Source organism: Ruegeria sp. AB10 (genome assembly GCF_056542745.1).
The window spans coordinates 1-21,994 of sequence record NZ_JBQGAI010000011.1; the positions used below are offsets into that span (position 1 = coordinate 1).

18 protein-coding genes and 1 tRNA gene are annotated in these 21,994 nt (G+C 61.5%); 11 read left to right on the forward strand and 8 right to left on the reverse strand.

Annotation, left to right across the window (positions count from 1 at the left end; genetic code table 11):
* Positions 1-62 precede the first annotated feature (62 nt).
* Positions 63-962, reverse strand: a complete 900-nt coding sequence (locus tag ACR0NT_RS16675; RefSeq protein WP_170447605.1) for a LysR substrate-binding domain-containing protein — start codon at positions 960-962, stop codon at positions 63-65.
* Between the two features lie 160 nt (positions 963-1,122).
* Between ACR0NT_RS16675 and ACR0NT_RS16680 the strand changes: the two genes are divergently transcribed.
* From ACR0NT_RS16680 to ACR0NT_RS16690, 3 genes are read left to right on the forward strand one after another with little or no spacing between them, the layout of a single operon-like run.
* Entirely contained in the window at positions 1,123-3,315 is a 2,193-nt protein-coding gene (locus ACR0NT_RS16680) for a thiamine pyrophosphate-dependent enzyme (protein ID WP_170674510.1), read from the forward strand.
* A complete protein-coding gene (locus ACR0NT_RS16685) occupies positions 3,312-4,346 on the forward strand; it encodes an ACP S-malonyltransferase (RefSeq protein ID WP_170674512.1) in 1,035 nt (344 codons plus the stop codon). Before ACR0NT_RS16680 ends, ACR0NT_RS16685 begins: the two co-directional genes overlap by 4 nt.
* A gap of 39 nt (positions 4,347-4,385) precedes the next feature.
* A complete protein-coding gene (locus ACR0NT_RS16690) occupies positions 4,386-5,657 on the forward strand; it encodes an NAD(P)/FAD-dependent oxidoreductase (protein ID WP_480443407.1) in 1,272 nt (423 codons plus the stop codon).
* A 10-nt stretch (positions 5,658-5,667) separates the two neighbouring features.
* Here the strand turns inward: ACR0NT_RS16690 and ACR0NT_RS16695 are convergent, their stop codons facing one another.
* A complete protein-coding gene (locus ACR0NT_RS16695; protein WP_170674514.1) occupies positions 5,668-6,570 on the reverse strand; it encodes a LysR family transcriptional regulator in 903 nt (300 codons plus the stop codon).
* Between the two features lie 75 nt (positions 6,571-6,645).
* Here ACR0NT_RS16695 and ACR0NT_RS16700 point away from each other — a divergent pair, with 75 nt between their 5' ends.
* From ACR0NT_RS16700 to ACR0NT_RS16720, 5 genes are all read left to right on the forward strand, one after another.
* Positions 6,646-9,858 (forward strand): reductive dehalogenase, encoded by a 3,213-nt coding sequence (locus ACR0NT_RS16700; RefSeq protein WP_170674516.1) that lies wholly within the window; start codon positions 6,646-6,648, stop codon positions 9,856-9,858.
* A 129-nt stretch (positions 9,859-9,987) separates the two neighbouring features.
* Complete coding sequence (locus ACR0NT_RS16705; protein WP_170674518.1) at positions 9,988-10,854, forward strand: FAD binding domain-containing protein; 867 nt, start codon at positions 9,988-9,990, stop codon at positions 10,852-10,854.
* The gene (locus ACR0NT_RS16710) at positions 10,851-11,330 is read left to right on the forward strand and encodes a (2Fe-2S)-binding protein (RefSeq protein ID WP_170674520.1); all 480 of its coding nucleotides are present in this window, start codon (positions 10,851-10,853) and stop codon (positions 11,328-11,330) included. Before ACR0NT_RS16705 ends, ACR0NT_RS16710 begins: the two co-directional genes overlap by 4 nt.
* Complete coding sequence (locus ACR0NT_RS16715) at positions 11,330-13,585, forward strand: xanthine dehydrogenase family protein molybdopterin-binding subunit (RefSeq protein WP_170674522.1); 2,256 nt, start codon at positions 11,330-11,332, stop codon at positions 13,583-13,585. Before ACR0NT_RS16710 ends, ACR0NT_RS16715 begins: the two co-directional genes overlap by 1 nt.
* The gene (locus ACR0NT_RS16720; protein ID WP_170447620.1) at positions 13,578-13,823 is read left to right on the forward strand and encodes a MoaD/ThiS family protein; all 246 of its coding nucleotides are present in this window, start codon (positions 13,578-13,580) and stop codon (positions 13,821-13,823) included. The genes ACR0NT_RS16715 and ACR0NT_RS16720 overlap by 8 nt, the downstream gene beginning before the upstream one ends.
* On the opposite strand, the gene ACR0NT_RS16725 is transcribed toward ACR0NT_RS16720, so the two are convergent.
* Positions 13,820-14,527, reverse strand: a complete 708-nt coding sequence (locus ACR0NT_RS16725) for a DUF374 domain-containing protein (protein WP_170674524.1) — start codon at positions 14,525-14,527, stop codon at positions 13,820-13,822. The two genes, ACR0NT_RS16720 and ACR0NT_RS16725, sit on opposite strands and share 4 nt — an antisense overlap.
* 143 nt (positions 14,528-14,670) lie before the next feature.
* Here ACR0NT_RS16725 and ACR0NT_RS16730 point away from each other — a divergent pair.
* Positions 14,671-14,746, forward strand: a tRNA-Trp gene (locus ACR0NT_RS16730).
* A 137-nt stretch (positions 14,747-14,883) separates the two neighbouring features.
* On the opposite strand, the gene ACR0NT_RS16735 is transcribed toward ACR0NT_RS16730, so the two are convergent.
* Positions 14,884-15,810, reverse strand: a complete 927-nt coding sequence (locus tag ACR0NT_RS16735; protein ID WP_170674526.1) for an alpha/beta fold hydrolase — start codon at positions 15,808-15,810, stop codon at positions 14,884-14,886.
* Between the two features lie 232 nt (positions 15,811-16,042).
* On the opposite strand from ACR0NT_RS16735, the gene lptF reads away from it, so the two are divergent.
* Positions 16,043-17,182, forward strand: a complete 1,140-nt coding sequence (gene lptF / locus ACR0NT_RS16740; RefSeq protein WP_170674528.1) for an LPS export ABC transporter permease LptF — start codon at positions 16,043-16,045, stop codon at positions 17,180-17,182.
* On the opposite strand, the gene ACR0NT_RS16745 is transcribed toward lptF, so the two are convergent.
* Complete coding sequence (locus ACR0NT_RS16745; RefSeq protein WP_170674529.1) at positions 17,179-18,006, reverse strand: LysR family transcriptional regulator; 828 nt, start codon at positions 18,004-18,006, stop codon at positions 17,179-17,181. The genes lptF and ACR0NT_RS16745 overlap by 4 nt on opposite strands.
* A 101-nt stretch (positions 18,007-18,107) precedes the next feature.
* On the opposite strand from ACR0NT_RS16745, the gene ACR0NT_RS16750 reads away from it, so the two are divergent.
* Positions 18,108-18,698, forward strand: a complete 591-nt coding sequence (locus tag ACR0NT_RS16750; protein WP_170674531.1) for an HD domain-containing protein — start codon at positions 18,108-18,110, stop codon at positions 18,696-18,698.
* Here the strand turns inward: ACR0NT_RS16750 and speB are convergent.
* The 3 genes from speB to ACR0NT_RS16765 form a co-directional block, all read right to left on the reverse strand.
* On the reverse strand, positions 18,695-19,537 hold the full coding sequence (speB, locus tag ACR0NT_RS16755; RefSeq protein ID WP_170447632.1) for an agmatinase: 843 nt from the start codon (positions 19,535-19,537) through the stop codon (positions 18,695-18,697). The genes ACR0NT_RS16750 and speB overlap by 4 nt on opposite strands.
* Positions 19,534-20,703 (reverse strand): carboxynorspermidine decarboxylase, encoded by a 1,170-nt coding sequence (gene nspC / locus ACR0NT_RS16760; protein ID WP_170447634.1) that lies wholly within the window; start codon positions 20,701-20,703, stop codon positions 19,534-19,536. The genes speB and nspC overlap by 4 nt, the downstream gene beginning before the upstream one ends.
* A gap of 76 nt (positions 20,704-20,779) precedes the next feature.
* A complete protein-coding gene (locus ACR0NT_RS16765) occupies positions 20,780-21,991 on the reverse strand; it encodes a saccharopine dehydrogenase family protein (RefSeq protein WP_170674533.1) in 1,212 nt (403 codons plus the stop codon).
* Positions 21,992-21,994: the final 3 nt, after the last annotated feature.

Sequence of the window (21,994 nt, forward strand, 5' to 3'; positions counted from 1 at the left end):
CCTGGCCCCCGCCGTCCGCAGGACGCAAGGCCGTAGGCCGCGCAGGGTCTTTCAATACTGTTTTACAGGTGCGGTGCCTGATCAATCTGCCCTTGCAGCCACCCGCGAAACGATCTGAGCGGTTCGGATTCCGCGCGGGATTGCGGCCAGACAAGATAGAAGTCCCCAAGGCTCACCCCAGGGCCGCGCCAGGCCGGCACCAGCCGACCCGCCGCCAAGTCGGCCTCGATCAGGTAGCTGGGCAGCAATGCCACGCCCAGCCCGTGAATCGTTGCCTGCCCCATGGTCGAGAACTGGTCGAACAGCATGCCGCGTATGCCGGTGATCTCATGGCCTTGCGCGGCGAACCATCTTTCCCAAGCGTCGGGGCGCGTCTCGAGGTGCAGCAAGGGGGCATCTGTCAGCCAGCTGATGTTATCGGCGTCATCGGGCAGCAGGTCGGGTGAACACACCGGCAATACGTCTTCACGCATGATGCGCAAGTAGTTCACACCGGCCCAGTCACGCTGGCCAAAGTGGATCGCGGCGTCGAAATGTTCGGCGTCGAAATCGAATGGCCGCAGGCGGGTGTTGAGGTTTACCGTGACCTCCGGGTGGCGGCGCGCGAAATCCTGCAGGCGCGGGGCCAGCCAGTGCATACCGAAAGCGGGCAGGATTGACAGGCTCAGTGATCCTCCGGTGGGGTTTGCTTTCAGTTTCAGGGACGCCTGTGCCAGTTGGTTCAGCGCCGTGCGCGCGACTTGTACGTATTCTTTCGCCGCCGGTGTCAGGTGCAACCGCATCTGGCTGCGCTGGATCAGGTCCACGCCCAGTTGCTCCTCCATCGACTTGAGCTGACGGCTGATTGCACTTTGCGTCAGGGAAAGCTCGTTGGCTGCGGCCGAGGCGCTGCCAAGGCGGTCGACGGCCTCAAGCGCCAACAAAGAGGGGATCGAGGGCAGGAACCGGCGCGGCGCGATCATATGATGAATCCTCATACCTTTCGAATGGAATATCACTGGCATTTGCCGGGCGCCAGCCCGATACACATACAGGCTTTTCTTTTGGGTGACCGGTCAGGAAACCGCGTGCTATCCAAGATGAAATCGCCCACCTGAAGACATGAAGACCGGGGAACAGGCCATGGATCGCGCTCAGATCGTTCACGAAAATTTCCTGACCCGAGTTGCGAAAGGTGACTTTCCCGACGGTGCGACCCCGCAGTCGGGTCTCAGCAAAACCGCCGCTGTTTCGCTGTTCCGGTCTCAGGTTCTCAGCCGGGCGCTGGATCGGACAAGCCGGGCGATGCAGAAAGCGGGGCAGGGGTTCTATACGATCGGCTCATCCGGGCATGAGGGGATGGCCGCGGTGGCGCACGCGTTGCGCCCGACCGACATCGCGTTCCTGCATTACCGCGACGCGGCGTTTCAGATCGCCCGGGCCGAGCAGGTGCCCGGCCAGCAGATCGCCTGGGACATGTTGCTGAGCTTCGCGTGCTCGAAAGAAGACCCAACCTCAGGCGGTCGGCACAAGGTGTTGGGGTCAAAGGCGCTGATGATCCCGCCGCAGACCTCGACCATCGCCAGCCATCTGCCAAAGGCCGTTGGTGCGGCCTATAGCCTGGGTGCGGCCCGACGGCATGATCCTGAACATCGGGAACTGCCCGGGGACGGGATTGCGATGTGTTCCTTTGGGGATGCCTCGGCCAACCATTCCACCGCGCAAGGGGCGATCAACACCGCCGGGTGGACCAGCGTGCAATCCACGCCGCTGCCTCTGCTGTTTGTGTGCGAAGATAACGGGATCGGTATCTCGGTCAAAACGCCCAAGGGTTGGATACAGGCGTCGATGGAGCATCGTCCGGGGATAAAGTATTTTCAGGCCAATGGGTTGGACATCTATGAAACCTATGCTGTGGCGCAGGAGGCCGCCGATTATGTGCGCACGCGCCGCAAACCCGCCTTCCTGCACCTGAGAACCGTGCGTCTTTATGGTCATGCGGGGGCGGATGTGCCGACCACCTATCTGTCGAAGTCCGAGGTCGAAGCCGATGAGGCCAACGATCCTCTGCTGCACAGCGTGCGCCTGCTGGAACAGGCGGGTGCTTTGTCACCTGCGGAAGCGCTGAAAATCTACGTAGACACCTGCGCCCGCACCGATCGTATCGCGGCCGAGGCGGCAACCCGCCCGCATCTGGGTAATGCCGCCGAGGTGATGGCCAGCCTGATCCCGCCGAAACGTCCCTGCAAACCCACCAATGGCCCCAGCGCCGAGGTCCGGTCCAAAGCCTTTGGCGGGGACATGCGCGCGATGGATGATCCTCATCCCATGAGCCGCCTGATCAACTGGGCGCTGACCGATCTGATGCTGGAGCACGGTGAAGTCGTCTGTATGGGCGAAGACGTGGGCCGCAAAGGCGGCGTCTATGGCGTGACCCAGAAACTGCAGCAGCGGTTCGGCCCGGACCGGGTGATCGACACTCTGCTGGACGAACAGTCCATTCTGGGGCTGGCGGTTGGGATGGGGCATAACGGCTTCATTCCGATCCCCGAGATCCAGTTCCTCGCCTATCTGCACAATGCCGAGGATCAGATCCGGGGAGAGGCCGCGACGCTGCCGTTTTTCTCGAACGGCCAGTTCACCAACCCGATGGTGCTGCGGATTGCGGGGCTGGGCTATCAGAAAGGGTTCGGCGGGCATTTCCACAACGACAACTCTCTGGCTGTGCTGCGGGATATTCCGGGGGTGATCATCGCCTGCCCCTCTACCGGGGCGGATGCAGCGCAGATGCTGCGCGAATGCGTGCGGCTGGCGCGGGAAGAGCAGCGGGTGGTGGTATTTTTGGAGCCCATTGCCCTCTACCCGATGCGAGACCTGCAGGGCGCGCAGGATGGCGGGTGGATGACGACCTATCCCTCGCCGGATCGGCGGATTGCGCTGGGCGAGGTTGGCGTGCATGGGGATGGCACCGATCTGGCCATCGTGACCTATGGCAACGGACATTACTTGTCTCGGCAGGCCCTGCCCGAATTGGAGGCCGCTGGCGTGAAAACCCGGATCATCGACATGCGCTGGCTCGCGCCGCTGCCGGTCGACGCGCTGCGCGAGGCCACCAAACCCTGCAGGCATGTTCTGGTCGTGGACGAATGCCGTCGCACCGGCAGCCAGTCCGAGGCGCTGATGACGTTCTTCGCCGAGGAAAGCCCCGATACCCCAACCGCGCGTGTCGTGGCCGAGGATTGCTTTATTGCCACGGGCCCGGCCTATGCCGCACCGCTGCCATCGAAAGATGGCATTGTCGCCGCTGCGTTGGCTCTGACCGGAGGCCGCTCATGACCCGCACTGCCGTTGTGATCTGCCCCGGGCGGGGCACCTATAACAAGCCCGAGTTGGGCTATCTCCACCGCCATCATGCGCAGCGGATGGACCTGTTTCACAGCTTTGACGCCATCCGCGCCGAGGCGGCGCAGGAGGCCGTCGCCGCGCTGGACGGCGCCAGCCGTTATACGGTCAGCAGGTATTCCCGAGGTGACGTGGCATCACCCCTGATCTATGCGGCCTCGCTGGCAGATGCGCAGGCTATTGCTGAAGACATCGACGTGGTCGCGGTCACCGGCAATTCGATGGGGTGGTACATCGCCCTGGCCGCAGGTGGTGCCCTGTCACCGCAGGACGGGTTCCGCGTGGTGAACACGATGGGCACGCTGATGCAGGACCAATTGATCGGTGGGCAACTGGTCTATCCGTTTGTGGGTGACACTTGGGAAAACAATGCCGCCCAAAAAGCTGACTTGCTGGCCGATGTTGTGCGGATCAACGCGTCTGACGGGTGTGATCTGGCGCTGTCCATTGATCTGGGTGGGATGCTGGTTCTTGCGGGGAATGAGGCAGGCCTCAAGGCGTTCGAGGCTGCGCACCCCACAATACAGGACCGCTTCCCGATGCGGCTTCCCAATCACGCGGCCTTTCACACCGCGTTGCAGGCCCCCGTTGCGGCCGAAGGGCGGACCCGGTTGGGCGCCGAGATGTTTGGCCAGCCCGAACGCCCCCTGATCGACGGGCGCGGAAAAATCTGGTGGCCGGGCGCGACGGACACGCAGGCGCTTTGGGATTATACGCTGGGCCATCAGGTGACCGAGGCCTATGACTTTACCCGCGCGATCCAGACCGCAGCGCGTGAATTTGCGCCTGACTTGTTCATTGTGACAGGTCCGGGCGCGACTCTGGGCGGTGCGGTGGCGCAATCGCTGGTTCTGGCCGACTGGCACGGCATGTCCGGCAAGGCCGCGTTTCAGGCACAACAGGACGCGCAGCCTTTCCTGATCGCCATGGGCCGCGACGATCAAAGGGCGCTTGCAACCGGCTGATCCAGCCCCGATGATCCGCGCACATTCAAGGAGCCCCGCGTGAGCGACCATAACCAGCCCCTCTGGCTGAAAACCTGCCCAGAGCATGTCGAAAGCCTGCCTCTGACCGGCGATGTGACCGTTGACATGGCGGTGATCGGCGGCGGGTATACGGGCTGTTCCGCCGCGCTGACGGCGGCACAGGCCGGGGCGTCGGTCTGCCTGCTGGAGGCGCATGAGATCGGCCATGGCGGTTCGGGCCGCAATGTCGGGCTTGTGAATGCCGGGCTGTGGTTGCCGCCCGACGACATTCGCCAGTACCTTGGGGACAAGGCCGGGGATCGTCTGATTGACCTGCTGGCCGCCGCCCCCGGCGATGTGTTTGCTCTGATCGACAAGCATGACATCAACTGCGCACCGGTGCGGAACGGAACCCTGCATTGCGCCCATTCGGCCAGGGGGCTGCGGGATTTGCAGGTCCGGCACGCGCAGCTATCCGCCACGGGTGCTCCGGTTGAGTTGCTGCCCGCTTACCAGACAGCGCAGCGCACTGGCAGCGCCGCGTTCCGGGGCGCTCTGTTCGATCCCCGCGCGGGGACAATCCAGCCGCTCAGCTATGTTCGGGGCCTTGCCCGCGCCGCTGCCCAGGCTGGGGTACGTATCGCGACCCAAAGCCCGGTGCAGTCCATGCAGCACCAAGACGGTGGCTGGACGCTGAAAACCGATCAGGGCACGGTGCGTGCGAAATCGGTGATTCAGGCCACCAACGCCTATCATCAGGGGCTGCAGACATCCGCCCCGGAATTTGTGCCGGTCTATTACTTCCAGTTCTCCACCGCGCCGCTGTCGGACAATCTGCGTGCCAGTATTCTGACGGGCGGAGAGGGGTGCTGGGATACCGGCCTGATCATGACCTCGTTCCGCATGGACGCCGAGGGCCGCCTGATCATCGGTGCCATGGGTGATCTGGGGCAGGCGGGTCGAGCCGCCCATACCGCCTGGATCAGACGCAAACTGGCCGCGCTGTTCCCGCAATTGGCCGAACAGCCGCTGATCGAGGGATGGCACGGGCGGATTGCCATGACTTCGGACCACATTCCCAAGATCACGCAGATCGGCCCCAACGCTCTGTCGGTGCATGGGTATTCCGGGCGTGGCATCGGACCGGGCACCGTTTTTGGCCGCCTTGTGGCGGAAAGCCTGCTGCAGGATGATCCGTTGCTGCTGCCCATCCCGGCAGTTGCGGAGCACCATGAGACCTGGACCGGCCTGCGGCGCGCTTACTTTGAAATCGGCGCGGCGCTGACCCATTTCGTGAAAGCACGGTTCTGATCACGGTAACCTAGCCCTGCAACGCTGCGGCGACAGCTTCGATCCGATCACGCAGCCAGCGATGAGCCGGATCGTTGGTCGAGCGCTGGTGCCAGACCATGTAGATCGAAACCGGCTCACACCCGAACGGCAGCGGCGCGCAGTCCAATGCCGCCAAAGGCCCATGCTTCATCAGCAGCGTGTCGGTCGAGATCAGATCGCTGCCCTTCACAAAGGGCGGGATGGCATTGAAATGCGGTAGTGTGACGGTGGGCGGCATGATCTGGCTCTGATCCACGCCTCGCATCACCGCGCGCGAGCTGCGGCCGTCGGCAAAGCGCACCTCGACATGTTCGGTTTCGCAATAGCTCTGCCAACTGACCGGAGGAGTGCGCCGCGTAGCATCGTAGAAGATCATCAACGGGCTGATCAGAATACGTTTTTGAAAGATATCTGGCCCATCAGGCGGCAGCGGAGTCAGCATCAGTTGGCAACGATCACTGCGCAGCAGGTCCGGATCGGGGACGCCCGAGGGGATGAACCCCAATCGCAGCCTGACGCCTTCGGCCCGCAATGCGCGTAGCAGCGGCGGAAAAATCAGCTCGCGTGGCATGTCGTTGGTCGCAATCTGGATGCCGATTTCTTCGGCCAGAGGGTCGAATGGGCGGTCATCGGTCAGCGCGCGCATCCCGTCCAATACCTGTTGAACAGGCTCTTTCAGGGACAGGGCGCGCTCGGTCGGTGTCAGGCCCTGACCCGAGCGCACAAACAGCGGATCACCCAACACCTGCCGCAGCTTGGCCAGCGTGTGGCTGATCGCCGATTGGGTCACGCCCAGACGGTCAGCGGCTTTTGAGACCGAGCTTTCCTCGAGGATGATCAGAAAGGTGCGCAGGACCTTGCCGTCGAGATCGGTGAAATCAGTTTTGCTCATACCATCTATGACTAGTCATGAATGGATTTGCAGTCCAGCGCGCATTAGGTGACATTGATCATCAGGAGGCACACGATGGGAATCCGCTTTTTCTCGGACAAGAACCGGCCGGTTCATATGGGCAAATACCCGCTGGAGCGGCTGGCGCGGCAGGCGTCCATACCAGACGTGTCTGCGGTAAAGCCGATGCAGGCGCTCAGCTTTCATCGCCCGGATCAGCCCGAAAGCATTGTCAACGCGATGGGTGAGTTTCAGGCGATGATGGATGCCATCCGCGATGGGTTCGTGAACCCGGTGGCTTCTGAGATCCCGGCCAATCCATCACAGCGTGCCAATCACCTCAAGGCGTTTGGCTATTTCAATGATGCCTCGATGATGGGGTGCGGCCCGCTGCCACCCGAGGCGATGCTGCCCGAACCCCGTCGCAACCCTGATATCGACCGCCTGGCCCATGCGCTGAAAACGCGGCAAACCAAGACGCTGGCCTCGGGGATCGACCTGATCATGGCTGACCTCAAGGAAAGCATGGAGGCCGCGCCTAGGCCGATGGGCACGCACCGCCACGCCATCGTCTTTCTGTACGAGCACAACCGCGATCCTGATCCCGGGGAACCCGGCGCAGAGTGGATCGGCGACGCGCAGGATCATCGCGCCTGCCTGTTGGCGACCGAGAACGCGGTGGTCATCGCCAACTATATCCGCCTACTTGGCTTTGACGCGCGGGCGCATACGGCAATGTCATCCGAAGTCGATCTGGGCAGGCTGGCGGTAGCGGCGGGTCTGGCCTCGGTCGAGGACGGAGACCTCGTCGCCCCGTGGCTGGGCAGGCGGTTCGGTCTGGCCGCCGTGACCACCGAGATGGAGATCGCCCATGATCAGCCCCTGCAACCAATGGCGCAGCAGCCGTGGTTCCGTACTCAGGGGCCTGCTTGGTGGCTGGGTGCGGGGTTCGCAAAGAATGCGATGAACCGTGACGCTTACGCCAGGCGACGTTACGTGGACGGGGCGCATCCGTTTGAAAACCTCAAGCGGGTTGAGGAGCCGACCACCTATATTGATGAGGAAAACGTCGCCCGCGTGCCCAAGCGCGCCGACATGTTCGCGCGGGCGCAGTTTGGCGACATGGGCAAGCATCTGCAGGATGCGGCCAAGGGCGGGTACTATGTGCGCAAGGCCGCCCCCAGTTGCGCGCAACGCCGCGCGCTGGGCGCGTTCGTGTTGCTGCAGGACGGCGACAGCGCCGACGCGACGCTGCCAACCGATGCTGCCCGTAATGCGGCCAATATCAAGGCGGCGACCTATTTCCTTGGCGTCGATGCTGTGGGCCTTAGCCGATGCCCGGACTGGGCGTGGTATTCCCATGACGCGACGGGCGAGGAGATCGCTCCGACCCACGATCAGGCCATCAGCATGATCATTGATCAGGGCTATGAAACGATGGAGGGTGCCAGCGGCGACGACTGGATCAGCGTCGCCCAGTCGATGCGCGCCTATCTGCGCTTTTCCCTGCTGGGCGGGGTGATCGCGCAGCAGATCCGCAACGTCGGCTACAAGGCCAAGGCGCATACGGTGATGGATGGAGAGGTGCTGCAACCTCCGCTGCTGCTGCTATCGGGGCTGGGTGAGGTTAGCCGCATTGGCGAGGTCATCCTGAACCCCTATCTCGGCCCACGCCTGAAATCCGGTGCGGTGACGACGGATATGCCGTTGGCACATGACAAGCCGATAGATTTCGGGCTGCAGACCTTTTGCGAAGCCTGCAACAAATGCGCGCGCGAATGCCCGTCGGGGGCGATCACCGCCGGGCCGAAGCTGATGTTCAACGGCTATGAAATCTGGAAGTCCGACAGCCAGAAATGCGCCACCTACCGGGTGACAACGCCCGGAGGCGCAATGTGCGGACGTTGTATGAAGACCTGTCCGTGGAATCTGGAAGGTATCTTCCAGGAGCGCCCGTTCCGTTGGGCCGCGATGAACATCCCCCAAGCCGCGCCTGCGCTGGCAAAGCTGGATGATGCCGTGGGCAATGGCGGTCTGAACGACATCAAGAAATGGTGGTGGGATATCGAATTGCAGCCGGATGGGGCCTATCGCCCCTCGGAACACGCCCTGAACCGGCGCGGTCTGCAAACCGAACTGGATCTGAAATACGAGGACCAGACGTTGGCCGTTTACCCCGCCTATCTGGCGCCACACCCCTGGCCCTATCCCTTTGCGATGGACCGCGAGGCCGGGATCGCCGCTTATCAGGCAATGGTCACGGCCGATGAATACAAGGCCCGTAAAGCCGCAGGCGATATGTCTGTGATCCACCGCTATACCATCGCCGGAGACGCGCCGGTGATGCGGGTCGAACTGACCAAGGTCGACAAGATGACGGCGGATGTAACCAAATACGAATTATCGACCCTCGATGGCGCACCCCTGCCCGAATGGACGGCAGGCGCGCATCTGGACGTGCTGGTCGCGCCGGAATTCCTGCGGCAGTATTCCATGTCCGGCGACCCTTCGGACCGGGCGATCTATCAGATCGGTGTATTGCGCGAGGATGAAGGGCGCGGCGGGTCGGCCCTGCTACACCGCATCTTCAACGAGGGGCGCAAGGTTTTCATCTCGAAACCGATCAACCATTTCGAACTGGACGAGACCGCCACCAAGACCTTTCTGATGGGGGGCGGCATTGGCATCACCCCGATGGTTGCCTTTGCCCATCGTCTGCACGTCTTGGGCAAACCGTTCGAACTGCACTATTCCGCCAGCACCCGCGCCGGGGCGGGGTATCTGAGCGATCTGGCCGCGATGCCCTGGGCGGATCACGTGCACTACCATTTTTCGGACGAAGGGACGCGCGCTGATCTGGACGTGATCCTGTCCGGCTATCAGAGCGGCTGGCATGTCTACACCTGCGGCCCGGACCGCTATATGGACGGCGTCACGCAGGCGGCGGAGCGGCAAGGCTTCCCCGAGGACGCCCGGCATCTGGAGTATTTCTCGGTTCCCGAACAGCCGGACTATGAAAATCACCCGTTCACCCTGAAGCTGATGCGATCGGGCCGTGAGCTGGCGGTTCCTGCAGAAAAAGATGCAGCACAGGTGTTGAACGAGGCGGGCATTCACGTGGATGTGAAATGCGCGGACGGTATCTGCGGGGTCTGCAAATGCGGTGTGGTTTCCGGCGAAATCGAACATCGCGATTTCGTGCTGTCCAATAAACAACGCGAAAACGCAGTCATCCTGTGTCAAAGCCGCGCGGCACAGCCGGATGGTGTGATCGAGCTTGACCTCTGAAATAAGGTCGGGAAACGACATCCGGTTACGCGAAAATTGGTCGCTCCTGCCATGGACGCCGGGGGGCTGCTGCACTAACGTCCCCTGCGAACCCCAGTCTACCCTGATCAACAGGTGCGAGGTAACTTCATGGAATATCACAGCCCCGCCAGCTTTGCCGAGGCGTCGGCTCTGGCCGCAAATGCGACGGGTACTACACGGTTTCTGGCAGGCGGCACGGATGTTCTGGTGCAACTGCGCTCGGAACTGGTGACGCCCGATACGCTGATCGACATCAAGAAAATTGACGGTGTGCGCGACATCGCCCGCAACACCGATGGCAGTTGGACGCTGGGCGTCGTCGCCACTGGGGCCGAGATGAGCGAGCACCCCGAGCTCGGCCGCGACTGGCCCGGCGTGGTCGAAGCGATGGACCTGATCGGCTCGACCCAGGTGCAGGGCCGCGCGACGTTGACGGGCAACCTGTGCAACGGCTCTCCGGCGGCGGATTCGGTGCCTGCAATGGTGGCGGCGGGTGTAACCGTAACCGTGACTGGCCCGGACGGAGACCGAGAGGTGGCCGTAGAGAACATCCCCACCGGCCCCGGCAAGACGTCGCTGGCGAAGGGAGAGGTGATTTCGGCTGTCAACATCCCGGCGCGGGGTGAGAATGGCGGCGACGCCTATCTGCGGTTCATTCCGCGGACCGAGATGGACATTGCCGTGGTCGGCGTTGGTGTGAACCTGCGTCTTGAGGGGGATACCATCGCCGAGGCCCGCGTCTCGCTGGGTGCTGTCGCCCCGACCGTTCTGCTGGTTGACGACTGCGCCAAGGCCATCATCGGCAGCACGCTGGATGAAGCCGCGCTAGACGCTTTGGCCGCCGCAGCCTCGGCCGCCTGCAACCCGATCGACGACAAACGCGGCACCATCGCATTCCGCACCGAGGTCGCTGGTGTTCTTGCCAAGCGCGCCGCAAAAATCGCCTATGCCCGCGCCAAGGGAGAAGACGTATGAGCAAGTTCCACGTATCCACCACCGTGAACGGTGACGCGGTCGAATACCTGTGCGACCCGCGCGAAACCCTGCTGGACTGCCTGCGCGACAAGCTGAACCTGACCGGATCGAAAGAGGGCTGCGGCACCGGTGATTGCGGTGCCTGCTCGGTCACTGTGGATGGCCGCCTTGTCTGTTCCTGCCTGATGCTGGGCGTTGAGGCTGACGGCAAGTCCATCGAAACCGTCGAAGGCATCGCTGATGGCGACGTCCTGCATCCGCTGCAGCAGAAGTTCATCGAACACGCCGCCCTTCAGTGTGGTATCTGCACCCCGGGCATTCTGGTGGCGGCCAAGTCGCTGTTGGAAAAGAACCCCAACCCGACCGAGGAGGAAACCCGTTACTGGCTGGCAGGCAACCTCTGCCGCTGCACCGGGTATGACAAGATCATTCGCGCCGTCATGGAAACGGCGGAAGAGCTGCGGGAGGCTTCGTAATGGCACTCGACGATCGCAAATCTGAGTTTACTTTCGTTGGCACCCGCCCGGATCGTCCGGATGGGTTGGACAAGGTCACGGGCCGCGCCAAATTCGGCGCCGATGCTTATGCGCCGGGGATGCTGCACGGGGCGATCCTGCGCTCGCCGCACGCCCATGCGCGGATCGTGAAAGTCGACACCTCGAAGGCCGAGGCGCATAAGGATGTCAAAGCCGTCGTGACACGTGCGGACTTTGCCGAAGTGCCGTTCAAGCCCGGTCTGGAAGGTGAGTTCTGGAACGTGCTGGAAAACGTCATGGCCGGGGAAAAGGCGCTGTATGACGGGCATGCGGTGGCTGCCGTTGCCGCCACCTCGGCGCTGGCAGCACGTGACGCGCTGAAACTGATCGAGGTCGAATACGAGGTTCTGCCCCACGTCACCGACGTGGATAAGGCGATGGCGCCCGACGCACCCGTGATCCGCGAAGGTGCTGCGGACTATTCCGTGCCCGAGGGGATGCATCCGAATGTCGTGCGGTACCACGAAAGCGGTCACGGCGATGTTGAGGCAGGCTTTGCCGAGGCCGATCTGGTCATCGAAGACAGCTTTGCCACCGAGGCGACCCATCAGGGTTATATCGAACCGCACGCCTGTCTGGGGATGCTGGGCAATGACGGCAAGGGTGAGCTGTGGTGCACCACCCAAGGCCACTGGATCGCGCAGAAAACCTGTGCCGCGCTTCTGGGCATTGAAACCTCGCAACTGCGCGTCACCGCATCGGAGATCGGCGGCGGCTTCGGCGGTAAGACCACCGTGTTCATCGAACCGGTCGCACTGGCGCTCAGCCGCAAGGCCAATCGTCCGGTGAAACTGGTGATGTCGCGGTCCGAAGTGTTCCGGGCCACCGGTCCGACTGCCTCGGCGTCGATGGACATCAAGATCGGGATTAAGAAGGACGGTACCATTACCGCCGCACAGGGCGTCTTCCGTCTGCAGGGTGGGGCGTTTCCCGGTGCGCCGGGTGATTTTACCGCCATGTGCGCCTTTGCGCCGTACAACGTGACCAATGTTAAGCAGATCGGCTATGACGTCATGGCCAACCGCCCGAAACAGGCCGCCTACCGCGCGCCGGGCGCACCGATGGGGGCCTTTGCGGTTGAATCGGTGATTGATGAGCTGTGCAAGAAGCTTGACCTCGATCCCATCGATGTCCGTCTGAAAAACGCCGCGCATGAGGGCACCAAGGCCAGCTATGGCCCGCGTTACGAACGCATCGGTCTGGTCGAAACGCTTGAGGCCGCCAAGGCCCATCCGCACTATTCGGCTCCGCTGAAACCGGGGCAGGGGCGCGGGATTTCCTGCGGCTTCTGGTTCAACCATGGCGGTGAGACCAGCGTTTCGCTGGCCCTGTCCGAGGATGGATCGGCGCAGCTGATGGTCGGCACGCCGGATATCGGCGGCTCGCGGGCTTCGATGGCGCTGATGGCGGCCGAGGTTCTGGGTATTCCCTATGAGAACATCCGTGTCACCATCGCTGACACGGCAACGCTGGGCTATAACGACGTCAGCCACGGCTCGCGCGTGACCTACGCGTCGGGTCTGGCGACCATCAAGGCGGCAAGACACGCTGTCGAGAAACTGTGCGAACGTGCAGCGGCCAGCTGGGGCATTCCAACCGAAGCTGTGAAATGGGAAAACGGCTGCGCGGTGCCTTCGGGCCCAAATGCAGGTGACTTCGACCCGCGCCCGCTGGCAGACATTACCGCACATATGGGTTCGACCGGTGGTCCGATCTCGGGCCATTTCGAAGCCACGCCCGAAGGCGCGGGTGTGTCCTTTGGCACCCATATCGTCGATGCCGAGGTTGACCCGGAAACCGGTAAAACCAGCGTCACCCGTTATACGGTCATTCAGGATGCCGGTAAGGCAATCCATCCGACCTATGTGGAAGGCCAATTCCAGGGCGGTGCCGCACAGGGCATCGGCTGGGCGCTGAACGAGGAATACATCTATGGCGACGACGGCCGCCTGCAGAATTCGATCTTCCTCGACTATCGCATCCCGGTGGCCAGCGACCTGCCGATGATCGACACGGTGATTGTTGAAGTGCCCAATCCCGGCCATCCGTTTGGTGTGCGCGGTGTGGGCGAGACGGGCATCGTGCCGCCTCTGGCCGCCATTGCCAATGCGGTTTCGCACGCGGCGGGTGTCCGCATGCGGCAACTGCCAATGTCGCCCCCGCGCATCCTTGCGGCGCTCAAGGACAATGGTTGAGGTCCACCTCTGGTCCGGCCTCCGGTCTCTGACCGGGGGCCTGCAGGTGGTCGAGGTTCAGGCCAAAACCACCGGCGAACTGTTGCGGGAATTGGTACGGGTGCACCCGCAGCTGCAGGGGCCGATTGATGCGGGTGTGTCCATTGCCATCGACGGACGCGTGATCGCCAGCGGGTTAACCGAACCGATTCCCGAGGGCAGCGAGGTCTACCTGATGCAGCGTTTGCGGGGCGGCTAAGCCTTGGGCGACCACGGTGTGCGGTCGACCATGCGGTCGGCTTCGGCGGTGATATCGTTCATGTGCTGCTCAAGGCTTTGGCGCAGGGTTTCGATCTGTTCTTCCGAGGCCTTGCGCGGCACGGTTTCGGTCCATTCGCGGCACAGAAACACACCCTTGTTGCGCCAGGGCCGGGGCATCAGCAGGCGATCCCATGTGCCCGCCTCGCTGCCATGCTGCGCGGAAAAGGTGATCCCGAATACCCGTTTGCCCGAGGTGCGCGCCCAAACCAGAGGCACCGTCGACAACACCCGTTCCGGCCCGCGCGGGCCATCGGCGGCAATGCCGATGGAAATCCCCTGCTTCATCTTGCCCAGCACTTCGCGTGACACGGCAACGTTGCTTTTGTGTTTGCTGGCCATGGCAATCGTGTCCATGCCGAACAGCTTTTGCACGCGTCCGACCATGCTGCCTGCCCGCGCAGAGGATGTGATCGAGCAGATACGCCCCTTGTCCAGTGGGAAGAAATAGGGCGATTGCGCCAGCCGCTGATGCCACAGCACAACGATGACCGGTTCACCCTGTTCGACCAGTTGGTCCAGTTCTTCGTACCCGATGCGCTGCCAGCTTGTGTTGCGGTTGACCATCCGGATATAGCTCGCAATCCGTCGAGCGGCCCAGTTCAGAACGGCTTCGCTGTCGGCGATCTTTTTGCGGATGCTCACGGTTGGGGTCCTTTGTGCTGACCAAATCGTGTCTTATAGAACTCAACGCCGCGCGCAACTTGTTTGTCAGGTGCATTAGTCGCGCGGAATCTGAAAAAGCCTCTTGAGTCCGTCGCGCGGCTGGCATATCTGAGGCGCACCTTAGGGGTATAGCTCAGTTGGTAGAGCGACGGTCTCCAAAACCGTAGGTCGCGGGTTCGAACCCTGCTGCCCCTGCCATTCCAAACAATCTTATGGACTTAGCCGCGCGCACAGGGGCAGTGGTTTTCCGTGCTGTGTGAACCGGTCCTGCTTTGATGCTGTAAAGCGCCCAAACTCAGGCAATTTCAGCGCGCCGAGACCACCTTGCTTGTTCGTCAGGCCAGCAAAGCCTGGTCTCCGATGGTTGTGCTATGCCGGGTCGGCATCGTTTTCGCGTCCTGACCGTCGATCGTCAGGGCAAGGTCCTTGTAGAAAGCCTTGCTGTCGAACCACCACCGATGGGATTTGGTCCTGTTGCGTTTTCCTTTGGGGACATCCCGCTTGTACTGATGGTCGCAAAAGAGGTCCCAATGTCCCTTTGACGTCAGCTTGGGCATTCCGGCACGACCGATGCGAGGCTTCCCGCCATTCACGATGCCGCTGGAAAGTGCCAGAACCTTGTCCATGCCGCTGTAGTAATTGGTAAAGCGCTTGCTGCGTTTTTTCAGTACAAGATCCCCCCACGCCCCTTTTTCAAACCAGGCCGCCTCTGCATCGCCCGAAACGAACATGACCTGATCCGCAGACCAGACCTTATTGCCCGGCCCGGCGGAATCACCGAAATCGGAAAAGGCCCGCAGCACGACCAACGCGCCCATCGAGTGCGCAACAACGTGGACCTTGGGTCTGGGAGACATTCCCAACAGTGCCAATATACCGTCGCCAACGAAATGGGGGGCGACCGCCTTGGCATCGGCCCGGTCCCGGTCATAGGTGTGAATTGATCCATCGCTGGGCCAGTCAAACGCGATGACCGCGCCTTTGTACCCGTTGGACCTGACGCCGGATTCTATTTTCTCCAAACGATCCAGCATGTCCTTCTGGCTTGTGTTGAAGCCGTGAACATAGATCAAGACGGATGTGTCTCCGCCCTGTTGGCGCACGATGTCCAGCCATTTCGCCTTTTTGACTATGCTGCCCTTGCGAATGCTGCCATCCGCGTTCTTCTTGGTAATATTGACATATCTCGTTTTTGCCGCTGGCTTGAGGGTGAACTTTTTCTTCTTGGAATTGTATGTGCGGCGGGAAAAAAACAGTGCCATGTCATGAACTCCATTTTGTTTAATCCCTGAATTCTGACACGAACTGCTGTTTCTGCAAAATTCCCGACCTTGAGGGTCGCGTTGGGAAAGCCACCAAGCCCCGCGCGGCTGGTTGCGCGGGTGCTGTCAGACAGGTTGTTGTTTCGGTGCGCGCGATCCGGCCAATCCCGGTTTCCTCTGTCACCGGAATGGCATAAGGTCCCGTCCATTACGAACACGCGGATGGGGATACATGTCGCGCTTTGATGGATACTTCCTGCGGCAATTGCTGATTCTGTTCGGCTTTTTCACGCTGGTTCTGGTCGGCGTGTTCTGGATCACCCGATCCGTCAGCCTGTTTGACCGCGTGATCAGCGGCGGCCAGTCGGCGATGGTCTTTCTGGAATTCACCGCCCTGACCCTGCCGACGCTGATCCGGACGGTGATGCCGATGGCGGTGTTTGCCGCTGCCGTCTATGCCACCAACCGCCTCAGTCGCGAAAGCGAGATGACGGTGATGTTGGCCACCGGTTCAAGCCCATGGCGTCTGGCGCGGGCCGTCGTTCTGTTCGGTCTGGTGGCCGGGTTGATGATGGCCGTCATCAGCGTCTTTCTGCGCCCGGCCTCGGTCGAGCAACTTGAGCAGCGCCAGGCCGAGGTTGCCGGTGACGTCACAGCGCAATTGCTGAACGAGGGCGAGTTTCTGCACCCCACCTACGGCGTCACGGTCTATATCGGCGAGATTGATCTGGATGGCACCCTGTCCGAAGTCTTTGTCTCGGACCGGCGCGATCCGGTGAACCCGGTTAGCTATTCGTCAAAGACGGCCTATCTGGTCAACAACGACACCGGTATCCACCTTGTCATGCTGGACGGAATTGCCCTGCGTCTGGATCAGCAGGGCCTGACCTTGTCCTCGACCCTGTTCGAGGATGCCTCGTATGACATTTCCCAGCTGACCAACACCAACAATATGGCCAAGCGCAGCCTTGAGGCCATTCCAACGATCGAGCTTATGCGGGACCGCGATGCGATCAGCGCCTCGGAAGAGTTCACCAAAGGCGAGCTGATCGACGAGCTTCACCAGCGGTTTTCCTGGATTGCCATTTGCGTCGCCGTTGCCATGGCCGGATATGCGACCCTGATGCTGGGAAGCTTCTCACGCTTTGGTCTGTGGCCTCAGATTCTGGGCGCCTTTACCATTCTGGTTTTGCTCGAGGGCGTGCGCGGCTTTGTTTCGCCTGTTGTGATCGAAGATCCGAACATGTGGGGCTTGCTGTACCTTCCGGCCATCATAGGCATCGCCATTTCGTGCCTGTTCCTGCTGATCGCCGGGCGGCCGTTGATGCGCAGGCGGTACAGGGATGCGCCGGGCGCGCTGTCGCGGGCTTAGACCGCCGCACGCAGGTCGGTCAGACAGGTCAGGATGTCCGCGCTGGTGGTGCTGCCACGGCGGGTCACCAGATACAGAGGCAGCAACAAGTCGATGGCTCCGGCCACCGGGGTCAACTCACCCGCGGACAGGTGATCCCGTATGACATATTCCGGGAAATACCCGGTCCCGCCCCGCCGCAGAACATAGCGTAGGGCCATCAGGCAATTGCCCAGAAATACGGTCTGACCCGCCGCCTGTCGCGCCGCCGAGCGTACGTGATCTTGATAAACCTCGCCCAGTTCGAGATTGACGAAGACCGGGTCGCTCGTGTTCGGCGTTTCAACCAGCATCAGGCGTTCGGGGTTCAACTCATGCGCCTGAATGCGCGGGTCGGTCGGCTGTTCATGCGTCAGCGCCGCGTCCAGAACCTGAGTGGCGACCGCGTCTATCATATTCAGGTCATGGTCATAGTTCAGCGTCAGCAGCAGATGCCCAAGGCTCTTTTCGAACCGCACGGCTAGATCTACCAGCAACGGGTCCCAGATGCTCAGCTGCGCACCAAGACGCAGCGCGACCCGGTTCTGAGTTTGCGCGGGCAGATCGCGCGAGGCAAAGGACCACAGCGACAGCATTTGTTCCGCATAGGGCCGGAACTGCCGCCCGAAATCGGTCAGGCTGGTTCCCCCGGCGCCGCGCGTGAACAGCGGCTTGCCGGTTTCCTCTTCGATCAGGCGAATGCGCGCGCTGACGGCCGTCTGGGTCACGTTCAGCTTGCGGGCGGCGGCGTGAAAGCCACCGGTTTCGGCCACGCACAGAAAGGTCTCGATTGCCTTGAGTTGCATGTCGAAAGTATTTTTTCATCGTAGTGATAAAATCAATTCATTTTTTTGAGTATTCGATCAGGGCTAATCTGACACCAGCAGATCAGCCAAAGGACCGCGCCATGCTGGACAAAAGCCACAAACCCACCTGGACCAGTTTTGAAGAGGCCACCAAGGCCGACTGGGACGCTGTCATTGAATATGAAGAGGCGTATAACGCCGCTCTGCCGGACAGGATTCTGGACGCAATCCGCTCGTTGGACGAGGACTGGACGCCCTATCCTGTCAACCGCTACCAGCACAGCCTTCAGGCCGCGACCCGCGCCTATGAGGATGGCGCGGACGAGGAACTTGTGGTGGCCGCGCTGATCCATGACACCGGCGATATCCTGTCGCCCTACAATCACGGCGAGCTGTCAGCGGCGATGATGAAACCCTATGTCAGCGAAAAGACCTATTGGATTCTCAAGCACCACTGCGTGTTTCAGGGATACTACTACAATCACCATCTGGGCGGGGACCGCAACGCGCGCGACAAGTACCGCGACAGCCCCTATTGGGAGGACTGCCGCTATTTCTGCCATGAATACGATCAGAAAGCGTTCGACCCGGATTACCCGACCAAGCCGCTGGAGTTCTTCGAACCCATGCTGCGCCGCATCCTGAACAAAGGCGAGGGCCATATGGAACTGAACGAGACCGCCAAGGATTAACAGGCCGCCATCAGGCGATAGACGATCTGAGCGGCGGTAAAGTCCCAGGCGGCATTGCCGTCCGGGGCCAGTTCAACCACGTCGAAGCCCACGCATTTGCGGCCCTTCAGGGCGTGTTCGACCAGCCGCAGCGCCTGATAGTACCCCAGCCCACCGGGCACCGGTGTGCCAGTTGCGGGCATTTGTGACGGGTCCAGCCCATCGACGTCAAAGCTGACATAGACCAACTCAGGGAAATCCTCGGGCAGGTCGACGGCGTGGATGTTGCCGGTGACCAGTTCCTCGGCATCCACGTGGAAGATATGGTTCTTCACACGGCTCTTGGCCTCTTCGGTGGAAAAGGCCCGCACGCCGAATTGCGCCAGCTTGATGCCTTCCTCAGCCAGCAGATGCATGACCGAGGCGTGGGAGTGTTTTTCACCCTGATAGGCGTCACGCAGGTCGGCATGGGCGTCGATCTGTACGATGCCGATGGGCTGGTTCAGTGCCCGCGCAACCCCCATGACCGCGCCGTAGCTCAGCGAATGCTCTCCGCCCAATGTCACCGGTACTTTGCCCGCGCGGACGGCGGCCTCGGTGCGTTGTGCAAGGCGTTCCATGATCTCGGACAGCGACGCGTCACAATCCACAGGCTCTTCGGTGAAGATGCCCTCGACACAGGGCTCAGCGTGGCCCGTGATGCGCTCCAGCTCGTTGCTGGCCTCAATGATGGCCTCGGGGCCTTTGGCAGTGCCGGATCCATAAGACACGGTGCGCTCCAGCGGCATCGGGATCACGCGGAACCGGGCGTCTTCGGTACGCTCAGATGCGGTCAGTTCACTGTCGAGGAAAATGCTCATGAGAGTCTGTCCTTAAAGTCGTCATAGCCGAACTGCTTGATGATTTTCAGTTCGTCCGTTTCGCTGTTCCACAGGGCGATGGTGGGTAGGGGAACACCGTTAAACGTGTTGGTTTTGACCATCGAATAATGCGCCTGATCGAGGAAGGCGAACCGCTGTCCGATCTCCAGCGGTTTGCCCCACGTGTAATCTCCGATCACGTCGCCCGCCAGACAGGACGGGCCGCCCAGACGGTAGGTGTGGCCTGCCTCGGCCTCGTCCATCAGGGCGGGGCGATAGGGGGCCTCGATCACGTCGGGCATGTGGCAGGTGGCCGAGATATCGGTGATGGCAAGGTTCATGCCATTGGTCGGCAGGTCGAGGATTTCGCCGACCAGAATGCCTGCGTCCAGCGCGACGGCTTCGCCGGGTTCGAGATAGACGTCGATACCGTAAGTCTCGCGGATGGTTTTGATGAAGGTTACCAGCCCGTCGCGGTCGTAGTCGTCACGGGTGATGTGGTGACCGCCACCGAAATTCAGCCATTTGAGCTGGCTCAGGTAAGGTTTGAGTTTCGGTTCGACGGCGTCCCAGGTGCGCTGCAGCGGTTCGAACCCCTGTTCGCAGAGCGTGTGCATGTGCAGGCCGTCCACGCCGGTCATAGTCTCAGCGGTCAATTGGCTGACCGGCATACCCAGGCGCGAGCAAGGCGCGCAGGGATCGTATTTCGGTATCTCACCCTCGGAATGTTCCGGGTTGATGCGCAGACCCACCTGAACATTGGCGGCTTGGGCTTTGGCAAGGAACCGGTCCTTTTGCGCCGGAGAGTTGAAGATGATGTGGTCGGACAGCGACAGGATTTCGTCCATGTCACCGTCTTTGTAGCCTGCGCAGAAGGTTGCGACCTCGCCGCCGTATTCCTCGCGACCCAGACGCGCCTCGTAGATGCCGCTGGCGCAGGTGCCACCGAGGTGCTGGCGTACCAGCGGGGCCAGAGAGAACATTGAAAATGCCTTGAGTGCGCTGAGGACATGCGCGCCGGATTGGGCACCGATGTCGGCAAGAGTGGTTAGGTTGCGTTCGATTGCCTGTTCGTCGACCACGAAACAGGGGGTGGGCACGCGGGCAAGGTCGAACTTGCGGAAAGCTCCGGCGTCGCCCGCTTGGGTGGTCATCATGTCGGACATAACCGGCGTCTCCGCTTGTGGAGAGGCCGGGGGGCCAGCCCCCCGGACCCCCGGAGTATTTAGGAAAAGATGAAGATCAGAAGCTTACTGGCCCATCGAGTTCGTGGACCTGCCACGGCAGACCGTGCTCGTTCAGCATATCCATGAAGTCATCGGGGTCGAGCTGTTCCATGTTCCACACGCCCGGCTGGGTCCAGTTGCCTTTCAGCACCTGTGCCGCGCCGATCATGGCGGGGACGCCTGTGGTGTAACTGACGGCCTGGCTGCCGACCTCGGCATAGCATTCTTCGTGGTCGCAGATGTTATAGATATAATAGGTCTTCTCGCCCGAGCCGTCCTTGGCCTGACCTGTGGCGATGTCGCCGATGCAGGCCTTGCCCTTGGTTTCCGCGCCCAGATCGCCGGGATCGGGCAGCAGGGTTTTCAGGAACTGGATCGGGATGATTTCCTTGCCGTCATGCATCACCGGGTCGATGCGGGTCATGCCGACGTTTTCCAGCACTTTGGCGTGGGTGATATAGGCGTCGCCGAAGGTCATCCAGAAACGGGCACGCTCAATCTCGGGGAAGTGGGTCGAGAGCGACTCCAGTTCCTCATGATACATCAGGTACATGTTCTTGGGGCCGATGGCGGGGAAGTCGAACTCGACCTTGTGGGTCATGGCCGGGCTGTGCTGCCATGCGCCGTTTTCCCAGTGGCGGACCTCGGCCAGCACTTCGCGCAAGTTGATTTCCGGGTTGAAGTTGGTGGCGAATTCCTGGTCGTTGCTGCCGCCATTGGCGTCCAGAACGTCGATCTGGCGGATGGTATCCAACTTGTGTTTCTTCAGCCATTTGGCGAACACCGATGTCACGCCCGGATCGAAGCCCGAGCCGAGGATGGCGGTCAGGCCGGCCTCTTTGAACCGTTCCTGATAGGCCCATTGCCAGTGGTATTCGAACTTGGCTTCGTCTTCGGGTTCATAGTTCGCGGTGTCGAGATAGTGGATACCAGCCTCAAGGCAGGCATCCATCAGCACCAGATCCTGATAGGGCAGAGCGAGGTTTACCAGAATCTCGGCGCCGGTTTCCTTGATCAGCTTGACCGTGTCTTCGACCTTGTAGGCGTCCAGTTCGGCGGTCTTGATCTCGACTCCGACCCGGTCCTTAACGGCCGCAGCGATGGCGTCGCATTTCGATTTCGTGCGGCTGGCCAGCGTGATCTCGGTGAAAATATCCGAATTCATCGCCATCTTGTGCACGGCTGCGTGGGATACGCCGCCTGCGCCGACAACCAGTGTTTTGCCCATGGT